15 protein-coding genes and 1 other annotated feature are annotated in these 18600 nt (G+C 37.4%); of the genes, 13 read left to right on the top strand and 2 right to left on the bottom strand.

Features of this window, described 5'->3' with window-relative positions; all coding sequences use genetic code 11:
• Positions 1 to 4: 4 nt before the first annotated feature.
• Positions 5 to 742 (top strand): acyl-ACP thioesterase domain-containing protein, encoded by a 738-nt coding sequence (locus IGJ66_RS09325; RefSeq protein WP_430616530.1) that lies wholly within the window; start codon positions 5 to 7, stop codon positions 740 to 742.
• A gap of 63 nt (positions 743 to 805) precedes the next feature.
• Here IGJ66_RS09325 and IGJ66_RS09320 read toward each other — a convergent pair whose 3' ends face one another.
• Entirely contained in the window at positions 806 to 1774 is a 969-nt protein-coding gene (locus IGJ66_RS09320) for an asparaginase (protein WP_430616529.1), read from the bottom strand.
• A gap of 247 nt (positions 1775 to 2021) precedes the next feature.
• On the opposite strand from IGJ66_RS09320, the gene IGJ66_RS09315 reads away from it, so the two are divergent.
• The 12 genes from IGJ66_RS09315 to IGJ66_RS09260 all read left to right on the top strand — a co-directional run bounded on the left by IGJ66_RS09315 (position 2022) and on the right by IGJ66_RS09260 (position 16717).
• Positions 2022 to 2855, top strand: a complete 834-nt coding sequence (locus IGJ66_RS09315) for a DUF72 domain-containing protein (RefSeq protein ID WP_430616528.1) — start codon at positions 2022 to 2024, stop codon at positions 2853 to 2855.
• A 17-nt stretch (positions 2856 to 2872) separates the two neighbouring features.
• A complete protein-coding gene (locus IGJ66_RS09310; RefSeq protein ID WP_067480214.1) occupies positions 2873 to 3718 on the top strand; it encodes a Cof-type HAD-IIB family hydrolase in 846 nt (281 codons plus the stop codon).
• Between the two features lie 34 nt (positions 3719 to 3752).
• Positions 3753 to 4289, top strand: a complete 537-nt coding sequence (locus tag IGJ66_RS09305; RefSeq protein WP_067480217.1) for an HAD family hydrolase — start codon at positions 3753 to 3755, stop codon at positions 4287 to 4289.
• Positions 4290 to 4521: 232 nt separating this feature from the next.
• Positions 4522 to 6243 (top strand): septation ring formation regulator EzrA, encoded by a 1722-nt coding sequence (locus tag IGJ66_RS09300; protein ID WP_430616527.1) that lies wholly within the window; start codon positions 4522 to 4524, stop codon positions 6241 to 6243.
• A 502-nt stretch (positions 6244 to 6745) separates the two neighbouring features.
• A complete protein-coding gene (locus IGJ66_RS09295) occupies positions 6746 to 7888 on the top strand; it encodes a cysteine desulfurase family protein (RefSeq protein WP_071869413.1) in 1143 nt (380 codons plus the stop codon).
• Between the two features lie 16 nt (positions 7889 to 7904).
• The gene (gene thiI, locus IGJ66_RS09290) at positions 7905 to 9116 is read left to right on the top strand and encodes a tRNA uracil 4-sulfurtransferase ThiI (protein WP_430616526.1); all 1212 of its coding nucleotides are present in this window, start codon (positions 7905 to 7907) and stop codon (positions 9114 to 9116) included.
• Between the two features lie 655 nt (positions 9117 to 9771).
• Entirely contained in the window at positions 9772 to 10425 is a 654-nt protein-coding gene (locus tag IGJ66_RS09285; RefSeq protein WP_067480232.1) for a redox-sensing transcriptional repressor Rex, read from the top strand.
• 55 nt (positions 10426 to 10480) lie between these two features.
• Positions 10481 to 10719: a binding site (T-box leader), on the top strand.
• Between the two features lie 46 nt (positions 10720 to 10765).
• Positions 10766 to 13411, top strand: a complete 2646-nt coding sequence (locus tag IGJ66_RS09280) for a valine--tRNA ligase (protein ID WP_067480235.1) — start codon at positions 10766 to 10768, stop codon at positions 13409 to 13411.
• Positions 13412 to 13666: 255 nt separating this feature from the next.
• Complete coding sequence (locus tag IGJ66_RS09275; RefSeq protein WP_067480238.1) at positions 13667 to 14980, top strand: bifunctional folylpolyglutamate synthase/dihydrofolate synthase; 1314 nt, start codon at positions 13667 to 13669, stop codon at positions 14978 to 14980.
• Positions 14970 to 15620, top strand: coding sequence for an HAD family hydrolase (locus IGJ66_RS09270; protein WP_067480242.1), 651 nt, complete (start codon positions 14970 to 14972; stop codon positions 15618 to 15620). The genes IGJ66_RS09275 and IGJ66_RS09270 overlap by 11 nt, the downstream gene beginning before the upstream one ends.
• 54 nt (positions 15621 to 15674) lie before the next feature.
• Complete coding sequence (gene radC / locus IGJ66_RS09265; RefSeq protein WP_067480245.1) at positions 15675 to 16367, top strand: RadC family protein; 693 nt, start codon at positions 15675 to 15677, stop codon at positions 16365 to 16367.
• Between the two features lie 149 nt (positions 16368 to 16516).
• Positions 16517 to 16717, top strand: coding sequence for a cold-shock protein (locus tag IGJ66_RS09260; protein WP_067480248.1), 201 nt, complete (start codon positions 16517 to 16519; stop codon positions 16715 to 16717).
• Positions 16718 to 16916: 199 nt separating this feature from the next.
• Here the strand turns inward: IGJ66_RS09260 and rnjA are convergent, their stop codons facing one another.
• Complete coding sequence (gene rnjA, locus IGJ66_RS09255; RefSeq protein WP_067480251.1) at positions 16917 to 18599, bottom strand: ribonuclease J1; 1683 nt, start codon at positions 18597 to 18599, stop codon at positions 16917 to 16919.
• Position 18600 lies beyond the last annotated feature (1 nt).

Raw genomic sequence — 18600 nt, 5'->3', positions numbered from 1 at the left:
TTTTTTGGCAAAGAAATATTCCAGAAAACATGAAGTAGCATATTACGAATGTGATATTAATCAAACGATGACTTTTCCAGCAATGCTAGGAATCGTAATTAAAACATCAGAGGATCAAAGTGATTCGCTGGGGAGAAGTAGTGACTTTATCAAAAATTTTGGGTTAACATGGGTGATAACTAATTATTCGATGGAAATTACACGACTTCCACGAGTGGGTGAAATCGTCAATGTGACAACCCAAGCAATGGAGTATAATAAATATTTTTGTTATCGAAACTTCTGGATTCATGATGAAGCAGGAAATGAATTAGTAAAGATTGATTCTGTGTTTGTTTTGATGGACTTTGTGAATCGAAAAATGAGTAGTGTGAATGAAGAAATCATCGCACCTTTTGAAAGTGAAAAAATCAAAAAAATCAAAAGACAACCGAAAATCGAGAAAATTGAAGCAGGTTTTATGTTGCCTTATCGCGTTCGATTTTATGACATTGATAGCAATCAGCATGTGAATAATGCAATGTATTTTAACTGGATGATTGATGTTTTGGGACGTGAGTTCTTAACAACGCATGTACCAAAAAGTGTCGTGATTCGCTTTGATAAAGAGGTTGAGTATGGTCACGAAATCGAAAGTCATTTTGAACAAATTCCTGTGGAAAATGGTGTTAAAACTAGACATGAAATTCGAATGCAGGATCAAATTTACTGTGAAGCGAATATCATATGGGAGCATAAATAATTAAAGAGAGGCTGGAATAGCTGTACATTTGGTACATTCCAACCTCTTTTTGTTTTGATTTCTTTAGTTATGAATAAATGTAACTAGTTCTTTCCCAGAAAGACCATAGTTGAGCGCAATTAACAATTTTAGTCGTGCTTTTTGACTATTGATGCTATCACAGAAAATCACACCCATGTCTTCCAGTTCTTTACCGCCACCAGAATAATCATAGACTGGTTCAGCAATCCCATTAAAGCATCTTGAAACAAGAACTATTGGAATTTTTTGAATAAGTAGTTTTTTTAATGCAGCAAGTGTTTGTGGTGGAAGATTCCCTGCACCGAGGGCTTCAATAACCAAGCCATCTACTTTAGTGTGAGCTAGTGCTTCAATCAATTCTCCGTGCATTCCTGCATAGGCTTTTACAATTGGAATGACACCATCCACTGTTGCAATATCTAAGTGACGAGTAGGCAAGAGTTCTTGCATAAAAAGAATTCGATTTTTAGTAACTAAACCAATGGGACCTAAGGTTGGTGTTCGGAAAGTAGCTACGTTTGTGGTGTGTGTTTTCGTTACGTAACGTGCGGAATGAATCTCATCATTCATCACAATCAGGACACCTTTATCTTTTGCTTCAGCACAACTAGCTACTCGAATCGCACTTTCAAAATTATATAAGCCGTCACTACCAAGTTCATTACTAGAGCGCATCGCCCCTGTTAAGACAATCGGAAGTTGCTCGCCAATCGTTGTATCTAAAAAGAAAGCTGTTTCTTCTAATGTATCTGTACCATGTGTAATAACGACACCTGATACGCCAGCTTTGATCGCTTCTTGAATTCGATTCTTCAAAATCAGCATATGATTTGGCATGATATGTGGGGAGGGAAGATTAAAGATATCTTCAACTAATAGCTCCACATTTTCGGGAATTTGGATTTCTGCATCCATTAATGGATTGGCAACATCTGGACTGACGCCACCGGTTAAAACATTTTCTTTCATGGCGATTGTTCCGCCAGTGTGTAGTACAAGAATTTTTTTCATTCGACGACTTCCTTACCAATAATTTTGCATAGAGTTTCATGCTTATTGTATACTATATAAAAGAGTTTTGCTATCTATGAAAACAAGTGAGATTTGGTTGATTCTGTTGATAAAAAGACAAATAAAAGTCTATGCTTATGGAAGTATTTAGATAACTCAGCTTATTTTCCACTATCTTAGCGGAGAATGCAGTTGAGTTTTTCATTTTTAGAAAGCTCTTTGCTAAAACAAATTAGGAGGGAAGTAGATGATTCGTGTAGGTCTGACCTCATTTAAAGAACATGATAAATTAACCGGTAAAAAAAATAATACCTTGTTTGAATATGGCGCATTTTTACCGCTTGTTGAATTAGATACCGCTTATTATGGAATTCCCAGGAAAACATCTGTTGAAAAATGGATTCAAGAAGTTCCTGATTCTTTTCGTTTTGTTGTGAAAGCCTATCAAGGTATTAGTGGTCAGGGAAATTGGCAAGACTATTATCAGTCTGAGGAAGAAATGATTGATAAGTTTTTAGATGTGATGAAGCCGATGAGTGATGCTGGTAAGTTATTTTGCTTTTTGATTCAATTTCCTGCTTCGTTTAAATGTACAAAAGAAAGTGTCGCATATTTACGCAAATTACATGCTTGGTTTAAGGGCTTACCTGTCGCAATTGAATTACGTGACTATTCTTGGTACAGCGAAAACTATTTAGAAAGAACACATGAATTTATGCGTCGTGCACAGTTTTCATTAGCAATTATTGATGAGCCGCAATTATTGAATGCAACGGTTCCTCGAGATTTGTTTATCACGAATGAGGCCTTCACTTTATTTCGTTTTCACGGTCGAAATGTGCAAGGCTGGCAAGCAAATGATGCAGATTGGCGCAAGAAACGAACACTTTACCGTTATTCGGAAGAAGAACTAGAAGAATTAGCGCAAGAAATCATCGCTTTAAAAGACGAAACGCAAGAAATCGGAATTATTTTCAATAATAATTCTGGTGGAGATGCTGCTGAAAATGCGTTGGCATTACAACGTATTTTGGGGCTTAGGCCAGAGGGACTGAATCCAACCCAGATTGACTTATTCTAAGAAGGAGTCGGAGACATATGATTAAAGCAATCTTTTTTGATATCGATGGCACACTGGTTAATAGTCATTCAAAAGTGCTTGCGTCAACAAAAAAAGCAATCCAGGAAGCCCAGAAACAAGGAATCTTATGTGGGGTAGCTACAGGGCGAAGTCCTATACGATTAGAGGAAATGCTAGACGGGCTAGATCTTGATATGTATGTGGTCTACAATGGTCAACTTGTTTTTACAGCAGAAGAGACACTGGTTAGTCAGCCTTTTACACCAGCTGTTTTACAAAAAATCGTTGTATTTTCAGATGAAAATCATCGACAAATTTTATTTGGCGGAAGAGATCGTTTAGAAGGATCGTCTACAATGCTTCTTGCCCAGTCAACAAATATCAAACGTTTAGTTGCGTTATTACCAAAAAAATTTCCGGTCCGTTTATTAAAAAAAATGTTGCAACTTTTTAGTCCACACCGACAAAAAGAAAGGTATGAAACTTTGCCCATTCTGAAAGAGCCAGTTTATCAATGTATTTTGTTGAGTGCAGAGTCGGAACAACAAAAATTAAGTAAAACTTTCCCAGAGTGTACGTTTCAACGTTCGAATACCTATACCGTTGACATGATTCCTAAAGGGGGGTCCAAATTGTTAGGAATTCAGGCATTTGCCAAAGCAAAAGGCATTGAAATGTCCGAAATCATGGCGTTTGGCGATCATTTTAATGATGTAGAGATGTTGAAAGGTGTTGGTATTGGTGTCGCGATGGAAAATGGGCAGCCGAGCGTAAAAGCAGCCGCAGATTATATCACGAAAACAAACGACCAAGCCGGGATATTTGCAGCATTTCAACACTTTGGAATCGGAACATCAAAATAAACCAATTAAGGATTAATGAAAGGGAATAAACAAGATGTCAGACAAGACGCCTTTTGAGCAAGTGGAAGAATTTCATGCAGTATTTGATCCAAGAAAACCAGAGCAGCCCACTGCATTTTCAGAAAAAGAAGCGATTTATCGTGCTGGATTCAAAGCAGAAGAATTAGTCGAGCTGATTGCTGCAACGACTAATGGGCAAAAGGATCAGCTTCATCAGGCTGTCCAACAACTTCATGAAGCAATCGATCAAGCAGAACAAAAGATGCTAACCAAAGAACACTGGGGGCAACAGCCACTCGTTGAGCAAGTTGATGCACTAACAGATATCTTGTACTTTACTTACGGATCATTTTCACTTTTAGGCGTTGATCCAACGAACATTTTTGATATTGTGCATCAAGCAAATATGGGAAAACTCTTTCCAGATCAACAACCACATTATCATCCTGTGACCAATAAAGTATTGAAACCTGAAAATTGGGAAAAAGACTACGCGCCTGAGCCACGAATTAAACAAGAAATTGCGAATCAAATTGCTCAAGCACAACAAAAAATCACAGAAAAAGAGTAATTGTTTCTTGATTAAGTTCAAGTCTGAATGTAAATTAAATAACCAAAATATCGTTATGTTTTGCTTAGATAAAAATGAAAGATTTTTTTCTAAGTTAGTGAATGCTCGAAAAGAGTGTGCTATAATCTAAGATAGATGTCTTTTTACACGAAAGATTACTATTGGTTTTTATGCGTGAAAGAATGTTATTTCGTGCGTAAAGAGATGCACATTGAAAACGGAGGAACCTTAAATGGGAAGTAATGTTATCATCGGAATCGTCACTGCAATTATTATTGTAGCCATCGTCGTTTTTCTGGTTGGTTATTTGCTAAAGAAAAAAAATCAAGACCGGTTGAATGCTTTGGAAAAACGCAAGGAAGAATTATTCGACTTGCCTGTGATAGAAGAAGTTGATGATGTAAAGAAGATGCATCTGGTTGGGCAAAGCCAAAATACTTTTCGTGAATGGAGTCAAAAATGGAACGACATATCTACCTCTTCATTTGCTGAGTTAGAAAGCCAAATTTTTGAAGTTGAGAACCTCAATGAAAGTTTTCGATTTTTAAAAGGCAAGAAAGCTGTCCTAGTTGCTGAAGCTACTATGGATAAAATGGAAAAAGAAGTTACTGAGATCCGTGATGGTTTAAAAGAATTGCGCGAAACAGAAGAACGTAACTCTTTAGCTGTCCAACAAGCTTTGGATGTCTATGAAGAATTGAAGAAAAAAGTCAATGAGGACGAAAACGAGTACGGTCCGGCAATCGCTGAGTTACGCAAACAAATTAAGACGATTGAAGATGAATTTACTAAATTTGTAACGTTAAATACCTCAGGTGATCCTGTCGAAGCCCGTGAAGTTTTGGATAATGCTGAAAAGCGTACGTATGAAGTTGAAGCTTGGATGAAAAAAGTACCACCTTTATTCGAAGACTTGAATACAACTTTCCCAGAACAAATCGAAGAGATCAACGACACTTATACAAAGCTTTTGAAGGAAGAATATGTTTTCCCAGAGGAAGATTTTGCGAACGATATTGAGCGTGTGAACAAACGAATTGAAAGTTCACTTGCGAATCTCGAAAAAACAGAAGTTGAAACGGTTGAAATCGAAAATCGTGAAACAGCTGATTTGATCGATTCGTTATACGATGTATTAGAAAGAGAAATGGAAGCCAAAGCATATGTGATGAAAAATCAAGCAACGATTGACGAGTATATCACACATGCAACAAAAAACAATCGTCAATTACTGATTGAATTGGATCACACTTCTCAAAGCTATGCACTAAATCATAACGAGATTGGTCGAGTACGTGGTTTCCAATCTGAAGTGGAAGAAATTGAGCGCCAAAATACACAGATGACACCACAAATTGAGAAACATGAGATTCCTTATTCTGAAGTACGGACTTTTTACAAGAATGTCTTCAAAGTCTTGGAAGATATCGAAACTCAGCAAATTGAAATCGATGACTCAATACATGAATTACGAAAAGGTGAAAAGATTGCGCAAGAAAAAATCGATGTGTTTGAATTTAAATTGCGTAGTCTAAAACGTTTTGTTGAAAAACAACGTTTGCCAGGCTTACCAAAAGACTATCTAGAGTTCTTCTACGTAGCAACTGACCGAATTGAAGAATTAAGTGTTGTTTTGAATAAAATCAGAATCAACATGGAAGAAGTCAATCGCTTAGTTGATCTTTGCGAAGAAGATTTGGAACTACTGGATAAGAAAACGCATGACTTAGTAGATGCTGCTGCATTGACTGAACAAATGTTGCAATATGCAAATCGTTATCGTCATACTCATGCAGAAATCAAAGAAGCAATTGATAAAAGTTTTTATTTATTTAATAAAGAAAATCAATATCAAGAAGCTTTGGATGAAATCGGCACAGCATTAGAACGTGTGGAACCAGGTGCATTTAAGCGAATTGAAGATTTTTACTTCAATAATCCTGACTTAGTTTAGTTAGCCAACGCTTAGTTTGCATAATCAACAATAAATAAAGAAAAGAAAGTAGGAAACTGATCCTACTTTCTTTTTTTGTCTGTTTAATGGAAGAAAGTAAGCTGTGGAAAATTTTTTTTGGAGAGGTAGTGTTTTGTCAGTTGTTTGCTATCTTTTCGGAGCTGACTGCTTGGTGTCATAACCTAATTCACGGTGTATCCCAAGCAACTCCTCTACGTAGCTTTCAGTCATCTCAAAATATGAAAAACTATTTTGAATGCCTGCTCGCTATCTTTTCGGAGCTGAACGTTTTGCGCCACAACCTTTTTCACGGTGTTCCCAAAGCAACTCCTCCACATAGCTTTCAGTCATCTCAAAATATGAAAAACTATTTTGAATGCCTGCTCGCTATCTTTTCGGAGGTGAGCGTTTTGCACCACAACCTCTTGCAAAAAAAGAATTCTTGAAAGCATATAGGACAACCGTTATAATAGAAAAGAATTTCAAAAAAGAGGGGTTTCTTATGATATATTTTGACAATAGCGCGACAACCCCAATTTTTCCGCAAAGTTTAGATGCCTATGTGAAGACAAGTCAGCGGATTATTGGGAATCCATCAAGTTTACATGACTTGGGTAACCAAGCCAATCGTTTATTACAACAGGCAAGAAAGCAGATTGCTGAGCTTATTGGCGCAACTCCAGAAGAAATTTATTTTACCTCTGGTGGAACAGAAGGAGACAATTGGGTTCTAAAAGGCACAATGATTGAGAAACGTGAATATGGCAATCATTTGATTATTTCTGGAATCGAACATCCCGCAGTGAGTGAAACCGCCGAACAACTGAAAGAATTAGGAATGGAAGTTAGTATTGCGCCTGTGGATAAAAATGGTTTCGTGATTGTAGAAGAGCTTAAAAAACTAGTTCGCAAAGAAACCGTGCTGATTTCAATCATGGGTGTCAACAATGAAGTTGGGTCCATTCAACCAATTCAAGAAATCAGTGAATTTTTAACAGACTATCCAAAAATTCACTTTCATGTTGATGCCGTACAAGCAATTGGAAAAGTTTCATTTGACCAATGGTTAACCGAACGTGTTGATTTTGCGACATTTTCTGCGCACAAATTTCATGGACCTCGTGGAATTGGTTTTATTTATTGGAAAAAAGGTCGTCGCTTAGCACCTTTACTAACTGGTGGAGGACAAGAAAACAATCAACGAAGCGGGACGGAGAATGTTCCTGCAATCGTCGCAATGGCAAAAGCATTACGACTTTCTTTAGATACGAAAGCACGAAAACCTGAGCATACACAAAATCTTAAAACGGCATTAATCGGTGCGCTGAAAACGTATGACAAGGTGACGATATTTTCTGAAGGAGAAAAGTATGCGCCACATATTTTATGTTTTTCATTAAAAGGAATTCGTGGTGAAGTACTCGTACATGCGTTGGAAGAAAAACAAATCTTTATTTCAACAACGAGTGCTTGCTCTTCTCGTAAACACATGGCTAGTAGTACATTACATGCGATGCATGTTCCTCATGATTTGGCGACATCTGCTGTCCGAATTAGTTTGGATGAAAGCAATTCAATGGCTGAAGTAGAACAGTTTATGATTATTTTTAAACAACTTTATCAAAAGTTCTCAGCTATTAATTAAATGAAGGAGTGTTCCTGTGAAATATAGTGAAATTATGGTTCGCTACGGTGAACTATCAACAAAAGGGAAAAATCGCAAAACGTTTATTATGCAGTTGGCACAAAATGTGCGTCAAGCGTTAAAAGAATTTCCAGAAATCAAAATTCATGCAGATCGTGATCGCATGCATCTATTGTTAAATGGTGCAGATGGTCATTTGGTTATACCAAAACTTGCAAAAATTTTTGGTATTCAAAATTTTTCACCAAGTATTCGTGTAGAAAAAGATGTTCAAGTCTTAAAAGATAGTGTTCAAGCAATCATGAAAGAAATTTATACAGGTGAGCAAACATTTAAAATTGTTGCGAAACGTAGCGATCACGATTTTGAATTAACCAGTAATGAATTGAACCAAACGCTGGGAAACGCTGTATTCGATATTTTCCCAGAAATCAACGTTCAAATGAAAAAACCAGATATTCCATTACGTGTGGAAATTCGTCGGGATGGCGCCTACCTGTCTTATGAAACAATCAAAGGTGCGGGGGGACTACCTGTCGGAACAAGTGGTAAAGGGATGTTAATGTTATCTGGCGGGATCGACTCACCTGTTGCGGGCTATTTTGCTATGAAACGTGGTGTCGAAGTTGAAGCTGTTCATTTTGCTAGCCCACCTTATACAAGTGAGCAAGCCTTACAAAAGGCAAAAGACTTAACTGCTAAGTTAGCACCTTATGTGGGAACAATTCAGTTTATTGAAGTACCATTTACAGAAATTCAAGAAGAAATTAAAAAATCAGTCCCACAAGGATACTGGATGACGATTACTCGTCGAATGATGTTACGATTAACGGATGAAATCCGTCGCATTCGCAATGGGTTGGTTATCTTAAATGGTGAATCATTAGGCCAAGTAGCTTCTCAAACATTGCAAAGTATGGTTGCAATCAATGAAGTAACAAATACACCAATTATTCGTCCTGTGGCAACAATGGACAAACTAGAAATTATCGAAGTTGCTGAAAAAATTGATACATTTGAGTTATCCATTCAGCCATTCGAGGACTGCTGTACTATATTTGCGCCGCCACAACCAAAAACGCGTCCAAACTTGGATAAAGTTCATCAGTATGAAGAGCGTTTAGCGATTGATGAAATGATTGAGCGTGCGCTGGCAGGGTTGAAAATCGAGGGTATTCGTGTGGAAGCTGCTCAGGAGCAAGAAGAGGAATTTGCTGATTTGTTGTAAAAGGTTGTGGCGCAAAATGTTCAGCTCCGAAAAGATAGCGAGCAGGCATTCAAAATAGTTTTTCATATTTTGAGATGACTGAAAGCTATGTGGAGGAGTTGTTTTGGGAACACCGTGAAAAAGGTTGTGGCGCAAAGTGCTTAGCTTCAAGTAATAAGGAATCTTTTCTAAAAATAGCTTTCCATATTTTTAAGAAAAGAGGACTTATTACCGAAAAAGCTACTTTGGGAACACCGTAAATAAGGTTGTGGCGCAAAGTGCTTAGCTTCAAGTAATAAGAAAGCTTTTCTAAAAATAGTTTTCCATATTTTTAAGAAAAGAGGACTTATTACCGAAGAAGCTACTTTGGGAACACCGTAAATAAGGTTGTGGCGCAAAACGTCCAGCTCCAAAAAATAATGAACAACTGACAAAAATAGCTTTTATATTTTTGAACAGTTATGAGTGATTTCGAGGGGTTACTTCGAAATCAAATAATAACAAGCAGGTATTTTTTTAAAAATAGCAAAGAACTAGATGATTAATGGATTGACTAACTAGAAAGCAAAGGATGATTTTTATTGTCCTTTGCTTTTTTCATTGGGATGAAAGCTTGTTCCAACGATTCAAACATGATACACTAAATATGTGAAAATATGAACAAGGAGCTTTGAACATGCGAGAGTTGAAAAAATCTGAAACGTTACCAAAAGCAACAGCAAAACGTTTACCGTTATACTTACGTTACTTAAAGATGTTGGATGATTCAGGAATTGTTCGCATCAAATCAAAAGAATTTAGTGAGATTACGCAAGTACCGCCTGCAACGATTCGAAGAGATTTTTCACATCTTGGCGAGTTGGGAAGAAGTGGTTATGGGTATGATGTTCCTTTCCTAATCGAAGTTTTTAATAGTATTTTAAATACCCGTGAAGAAAAAAGAATCGCGTTAGTTGGTTATGGAAATTTAGGAAAAGCTTTACGACATAATAACTTTCGTCGGAATGATAACTTAAATATCGTTTGTGTGTTTGACAATGATCCTGAACTAATTGGCCGAGAAATAGATGGCTTAACGATTTATCCAATCGAACGTTTTGCCGAAGTCTCAAAAGAAATGCAAGTCAGCGTAGCGATTACCACTGTGCCAAGCAAATACTCACAGTCAGCTATTGATGAAATTGTCAAAAGTGAAGTTACAGCTATCTTAAATTTTGCACCTGACCGGGTCGTTGTGCCGGAGCATATCAATATTCAGTACATTGACTTAACAACAGAACTGCAAACCCTGATTTATTTTGACGAAAATTATTCAACTGTTTTCTCTTAACTGTTAGCTAATAATAAAGTCTAGTTGACACATAAAAAAAAGGAATGTAGAATGAATCATGACGTTGAACAAGAGGAGTAACTAGTGATTTATTTTTAGAGAGAGAGCGAATAGCTGAAACGTTCTTAATAATAGCTGGTGAAGGTAGCTTGGAAGTCTTTGTCTTGAATCTCATTATGCTATTCAATGAGGGAGTAGAGATAAACGAGTCGTGATCGTTAACTCACTTGAGAGGTAGTAGCAAAACTTGCTAGTACAAATTAGGTGGTACCGCGTAAATTATACGTCCTAAAATACGAAAGTATTTTAGGACTTTTTTTATTTTAAAGGAGGAAACAGGATGACGGAAGAAAAAAACTTATCAACAAAATACAATCCGCAAGAAGTTGAAGCTGGTCGCTATCAAAACTGGTTAGATCAAGATTTATTCAAACCGAGTGGTGACAAGAAAGCGAAACCTTATTCGATTGTTATTCCACCACCAAATGTAACAGGTAAATTACATTTGGGTCATGCTTGGGATACAACATTACAAGATATGTTGATTCGCCAAAAGAGAATGCAAGGTTTCGATACATTATGGTTACCAGGAATGGACCATGCAGGAATTGCAACGCAAGCAAAAGTAGAAGAAAAGCTTCGTGAGCAAGGAATCTCTCGTTATGATTTAGGGCGTGAAAAATTTATCGATCAAGTTTGGGATTGGAAGGAAGAATATGCTAGCCATATCCGGGAACAATGGGCAACAATGGGATTGTCTTTAGACTATAGTCGTGAACGTTTCACTTTGGATGATGGTTTGTCAGAAGCTGTCCGTAAAGTTTTCGTGACTTTATATGAAAAAGAGTTGATCTATCGTGGTGAGTACATTATCAACTGGGATCCACAAGCTAGAACGGCGTTATCTGATATTGAAGTAATCCACAAAGACATCGAAGGCGCATTTTACCATATGAGCTATGAACTAGCTGATGGCTCTGGTGTTGTTGAGATTGCAACAACGCGTCCGGAAACAATGCTTGGGGATACAGCAGTAGCCGTTCATCCCGATGACGAACGTTACCAAGAGTTGATTGGCAAAACAGTTATCTTACCATTAGTTAACAAAGAAATTCCGGTTGTTGCGGATACGTACGTTGATATGGAATTTGGAACAGGTGTTGTTAAAATTACACCAGCACATGATCCGAATGACTTTGAGGTTGGTAATCGTCATGATTTACCTCGTGTCAATGTAATGAATGAAGATGGCACAATGAACGAGTTAGCTGGAAAATATGCTGGTATGGATCGTTTTGAAGCAAGAAAAGCGGTTGTCAATGACTTAAAAGAAATTGGGCGTTTAATCAAAATCGAGACGATGACGCATAGTGTCGGTCACTCTGAACGTACAGGAGTTGTTGTTGAACCTCGCTTATCAACACAATGGTTTGTTAAAATGCAACCACTTGCTCAAAAAGCAATTGAAAACCAAGAAACAGATAATGCCGTAGAGTTTTTCCCACCACGTTTTGACCAGACGTTCTTACGTTGGATGGACAATGTGCATGACTGGGTTATCTCTCGTCAATTATGGTGGGGACATCAAATTCCTGCTTGGTATCACAAAGAAACTGGCGAAATGTATGTTGGAATGGAAGCACCTGCAGATAGCGAAAACTGGGTACAAGATCCTGATGTTTTAGATACATGGTTCAGCTCTGCTCTATGGCCGTTTTCAACAATGGGCTGGCCCGATACAGAGAGTGAAGACTATCAACGTTATTTCCCAACAAGCACATTGGTGACTGGCTACGATATTATTTTCTTCTGGGTTAGCCGAATGATTTTCCAAAGTTTAGAGTTTACTGGGGAACGACCATTTAATAACGTCTTAATCCATGGATTGATTCGTGCAGAAGATGGTCGCAAGATGAGTAAATCACTGGGCAACGGAATTGATCCAATGGAAGTCATTGAAAAATATGGTGCTGATGCACTTCGTTGGTTCTTATCAAATGGTTCTGCGCCAGGACAAGATATGCGTTTCAGTTATGAAAAAATGGATGCTGCTTGGAACTTTATCAATAAAATTTGGAATGCTTCACGTTTTGTTATCATGAATGTGGAAGGCATGACAATTAACGACATTGATCTAACTGGTGAAAAATCAGTTGCTGATCGTTGGATTTTGACACGTCTAAATGAAACTGTTGCTAAAGTAACAGATTTATTTGACCACTTTGAATTTGGTGAAGCAGGTCGTCAATTGTACAACTTTATCTGGGATGACTTTTGTGATTGGTATATCGAAATGAGCAAAGAAGTTCTTTACGGGGATGATACTGATTCAAAACAAACAACACGTAGTATCTTAGTCCACACGTTAGATCAAATCTTGCGTCTGTTGCATCCAATCATGCCATTTGTAACGGAAGAAATTTGGCAACATATCCCACATGAAGGTACTTCATTGGTTGTTGCTAACTATCCTGTTGTTCGTCCTGAATTTGATGACGAAACAGCTTCAAAAGGAATGGAAGTTCTAAAAGAGTTGATTCGTGCAGTACGTAATATTCGTTCAGAAGTGAATACACCGTTATCAAAACCAATCACTCTATTGATTAAGACGACGGATCCCAAAATTGATCAATTCTTGGTTGAGAATACCAATTATATTGAACGTTTCTGTAATCCGGAAGAATTAGTTATTTCAAGTGAGATTACTGCACCAGATTTAGCAATGTCTGCTGTCCTAACAGGGGCTGAAATTTTCTTACCATTGGCTGGATTGATCAATATTGAAGAAGAAATCAAACGTCTTGAAAAAGAATTAGCTAAATGGACAGGTGAAGTGAAACGAGTTCAAGGAAAACTTGGTAATGAACGTTTTGTATCCAATGCGCCTGATGATGTTGTTGAGGCAGAACGTGCAAAAGAAAAAGATTATTTAGAAAAACAAGCCGCTGTTAAAGATCGTATTGAAAGTTTGCGTACGATTGGCTAAACAGTGAAAAAAGAACTACTTTCAACAAAATAATGCTTACAACTAAAGAAATTTAAGCATAAAGGGGAGGCCAGAATTTTTTGGTCTTCTCTTTTTTTGAAATGAAGACTAAGAAATTTTTTGTCTTTTTCTCAGAAGAAGACAAAATAAAAAAGTAGAAAGCTGATTTTGAATGATTTTTCGGTTTTCTTTAAGCGGAACACTTCTTTCAGCCGTTCTTTTTGCTATAATGAAAGAGAAATGGGGGCATTGTTGATGACAATTGAAGAAGCAATTGCTTGGATCCATAGCCGATTACCTTTTGGCTCACGTCCAGGTTTAGATCGCGTGAATGCATTACTGGAAGTCGTTGATCACCCAGAAAAAAAAGTCAAAACGATTCATATTGCTGGGACCAATGGCAAGGGTTCAACTGTGACATATCTACGTTGTTTGTTAGAAGAAGCAGGGTTAACAGTAGGAACCTTTACCTCTCCTTACATTGAAACATTTAATGAACGAATTTCAATCAATGGGAAAGGAATTCCTGATGAAGAATTGATTCAATTAGTGGAAAAGTATCAGCCACTGGTTGAACATCTTGATAAATTTGAAGTAGTTGCTGGAATTACGGAGTTTGAAACTTTAACTGCAATGGCATTTGATTATTTTTTAGAAAAACAGGTCGATATCGCAATTATTGAAGTTGGCTTAGGTGGCTTGTTGGACTCAACGAATGTTGCCCAGCCAATGCTGACAGCCATCACAACGATTGGGCTGGATCATACGGAGGTTCTTGGAAAAACACTAGAAGAAATTGCAGCACAAAAAGCGGGAATCATTAAGCAAGGTATACCCGTTGTGACAGGGAAAATTGAACCAAATGCATTAGCCGTGATTAATGAGACAGCTAAAAATAAAAATGCGAAACATTATTTATTTGGTGAAGAGTATCGAGTCATCTATCAACATCCAGCAAAAAATTGGGGTGAAGTTTTTGACTTTTATAATGAATCCGGAAAAATGGTCGGTCTAAGTACAAGTATGTTGGGCCAACATCAGGTAGAAAATGCAGGCGTTGCTATTGAATTGTATGCACTTTATTGCCAAATGGAAAAATTGCCGTTTCGCGAAAAAGAAGTCAAAAATGGCTTGAAACAAGCACACTGGCCTGGCAGAATGGAACGTTTAAGTGAAGAACCATTAGTTATTTTAGATGGTGCACATAACCCCCATGCGATGAAGCGATTGGTTCAAAATATGAAAAAAGAATTTTCTGGTTATCGAATCAATATCTTGTTTTCGGCATTGACTACCAAAAATGTAAATAGTATGTTGCAACAATTACAAGATATTCCTAACGCCCATATTTATCTCACTACATTTGAGTATCCAAAAGCAATTGAACTGGATCAAGTAGCAGATTTAGCCAATCAAAAAGTGTCAATCGTTTCACTTTGGCAATTTGGATTAGCGGAAATTTTAGAAAAAATGACAGACGAAGATGTATTACTGGTAACAGGTTCTCTTTACTTTATTTCAGAAGTTCGTAAACTATTAGTTGAATTAGGAGGAAATGATGAAGGTTAACGCAGTGATTTTTGACATGGATGGCTTATTGTTTGATACAGAAATGGTTTATTATGAAGCAACTCAGATGGTAGCCGATCAAATGGGTTTTCCGTACGATAAAGAATTTTATTTGCGCTTTCTCGGTGTTTCTGATGAAGAAGTCTGGGCAAATTATCATGAGATTTTTGCTGAGTATGGCCGAGAAACCGTTCAGCGATTTATTGACGAGTCTTTCCAGGAAACGCTTACTCGTTTTGCTTCCGGAAATGTTCAACTAAAGCCTGGTGTGATGGAACTACTAGATTTCTTGGAGGAACAAGATATTCCTAAAGTGGTGGCTTCTAGCAATCAACGAAAAGTGATCGAACTCTTATTAGAAAAAAATAATTTATTGACTCGTTTTGATATGATCGTTTCTGCTGAAAATGTAAAACGTGCCAAACCAGATCCAGAAATCTTTTTATTAGCGCAACAAAAGTTAGGAACAACTAAAGAAAATACCTTGATTTTAGAAGATTCACAAAATGGGATTTTAGCAGCAGAAGCAGCAGAAATACCTGTTATTATGGTACCAGATTTATTGGAGCCATCTGCTGAACTTGCAGATAAAACAGTTGCTGTGGTCTCTTCATTACATGAAATTCCAACATTTATTTGATAAAAAACACCTCTTTTTTCGTAAGTTATAGTGAACGGAATAGGAGGTTTTTTTATGGGAAAACGATTGATGAAAGAAGTACCGACGACATCACTTCCAAGAGAGCGAATGGAATCTTATGGTGTAGAGGCTTTGTCTGATCAAGAATTGCTAGCGATTTTACTACGTACAGGACAACACCCATATAATGTAATGGATATTGCAGGTGAGGTCTTGAAAAAATTTGCTAATTTAACTGCATTACGACAAGCATCATTAACTGAGTTGCGGGAAATTCGTGGAATCGGTCGAGTCAAAGCATTAGAAATTTGTGCGTTGATTGAGTTAGGTCAACGCATTCAAGTGGAAGCCCGACCAGCAAGTGCACTGATACGCTCAAGCTATGACCTTGCGCAACAGCTGATTATGGAGATGCGTGATTTTCAACAAGAACATTTAGTATGTATTTATTTGGATACCCAGAATCAACTCATTTTGAAGAAAACGTTGTTTATTGGTTCTTTAAATCAGTCGATTGCTCATCCACGAGAAATTTTTCATTTTGCTGTGAGAGTTTCTGCAGCAAAAATCATCTTGGCGCATAATCATCCATCTGGTAATGTTCTTCCATCCAAACAAGATCTACATTTTACTAAACGGGTGAGAGAGTGTGGCGAGTTGATGGGAATCGAAGTATTAGATCATTTGATTATTGGTACGAAGCAATATTTGAGCTTAAGAGAAGAGGGATTACTGGAAGAGGAGTAAGTGACATTCTTGCAAAAAAAACTGAGCAAGTGTACAATTATAGTGTAATTTTGTTTGGGAATAGAAGTTAGACATTTGTTCACCTCTATCGTACACGAGCAATGTTACAAACAAATAAGTGCTCTTATGCACGAGGAGGCTATTATATAATGGAACATGGAACAGTTAAATGGTTTAATGCTGAAAAAGGATTTGGCTTCATTTCACGTGAAGACGGAAGCGACGTATTCGTTCACTTCTCAGCAATTCAAGGCGACGGATTCAAAACATTAGAAGAAGGCCAAGCTGTAACTTTTGATGTAGAAGATTCAGATCGTGGACCACAAGCTACAAACGTTGAGAAAGCTTAATTCACTCAATATTCAAAAGGCGGTAACTACAATTCATGTGGTTACTGTCTTTTTTTTAGGTGAATATGTGGTAATAAGAGAAAAAACAAGTTACTTTTTTAGACCAAAAAAACACCTCTACTTTCTTCATTATTAAAATGAAGGGAATAGAAGTGTTTTTTTGTTTATTCTCACTTATTTTGTGGGAGTAAGTTGCTAGTTATTCGCCCATATCGGGAGTCATAATCATTGGTAAAATCATTGGATGTCTTTCTGTTCGATCAAATAAGAAAGGTTGTAATGCACTAGTCATTGCTTCTTTTAATTTATGTTCTGAGCAATCAGGTGCGTTCAAACATTCTCGTAAGGCGTGGAATAAAATTCGCTGTGCCTCGTTGATCATTTCACCAGATTCACGCATATAAACAAAGCCGCGTGATAAGATATCTGGTCCAGCCAAGATTTCTTTTTTCTTGATGTCAACTGTAGCGACAGCTAACACAAGTCCTTCTTGAGATAAGGTGTGGCGATCACGCAAGACAACATTACCGATGTCACCAATTCCGCTACCATCAATATAGACATCGCCAGAAATAAAGTGACCGGCTGGTCGAGCAGAGTCCGCAGTTAATGCTAAGACATCCCCGTTTTCCATAATAAAGCAGTTTTCAGCAGGAACACCTACATCTTGTGCTAAGGAAGCATGGATTTTTAACATTCGAAATTCACCGTGAACGGGAATGAAATATTTTGGTTTCATTAAACGCAACATCAATTTTTGTTCTTCTTGGCCACCATGACCAGAAGTATGGATGTTGTTGATTTTTCCGTGAATAACTTCAGCACCAGCTTCAGATAACAAATTAATCAAGTGATTAACACTTGTTGTATTTCCTGGAATTGGTGAGCTTGAAAAAATCACAGTATCATCTGGTTGGATTTGAATTTGACGGTGAGTTCCATTAGCGATACGACTAAGAGCTGCCATTGGTTCACCTTGAGAACCAGTACATAAAATCATTGTTTCATTTGCAGGCAAACGATTAATCTCATGAGCATCGACAAATGTACCATCAGGAACATTGATGTAGCCTAGACGTTGTCCATTAACGATTGCATTTTCCATGCTTCGACCAAAGACTGCAATTTTTCGACCCGTTGCGACTGCTGCATCTGCGGCTTGCTGTAAACGGAAGATGTTTGAAGCAAAGCTGGCAAAAATAATGCGTCCTTCGATTTTTTCAAAGATTTTTAAAATGGATAAGCCAATGGTTTTTTCTGACTTTGTAAAGGTTGGAATTTCAGCGTTCGTACTATCGGATAGTAAACATAGAACACCTTCTTCGCCGATACGTGCCATTTTGTGTAAGTTAGCTGGTTCGCCAACGGGTGTGAAATCAAATTTGAAGTCACCTGTTGCAACGATGTTTCCAGATGGCGTTTTAACTACAACACCTAAAGCATCTGGAATACTATGAGTTGTACGGAAAAAGCTAACTGATGTTTTTCTAAAACGAATAATCGTATCTTCATTGATTTCGTGAAGCTCAGCATCACGAAGCAAGCCATGTTCATCCAATTTATTTGTAATCAAGGCTAATGCAAGAGGTCCAGCATAAATAGGAATGTTTGCTTGTTTCAAAAGATAAGGAATACCGCCGATATGATCTTCATGGCCATGAGTGATCACAAGAGCTTTCACCTTGTGCAAGTTTTGAACGATGTAGCTGTAGTCAGGAATCACATAGTCAATTCCAAGTAAATCATCTTCTGGGAATTTAATTCCAGCATCAATGATGATAATTTCATCTTGAAATTGTACCCCATACGTGTTTTTCCCAATTTCACCTAATCCACCAATTGCAAAGACGCCTGTCTCATTATTTTTGATGGAAAGTTTCATC

Origin of the sequence: Enterococcus sp. DIV0176, from assembly GCF_050528535.1 — a bacterium.
Classification (GTDB): domain Bacteria; phylum Bacillota; class Bacilli; order Lactobacillales; family Enterococcaceae; genus Enterococcus_B; species Enterococcus_B thailandicus.
This window is presented reverse-complemented; position numbering and strand designations above follow the sequence as displayed.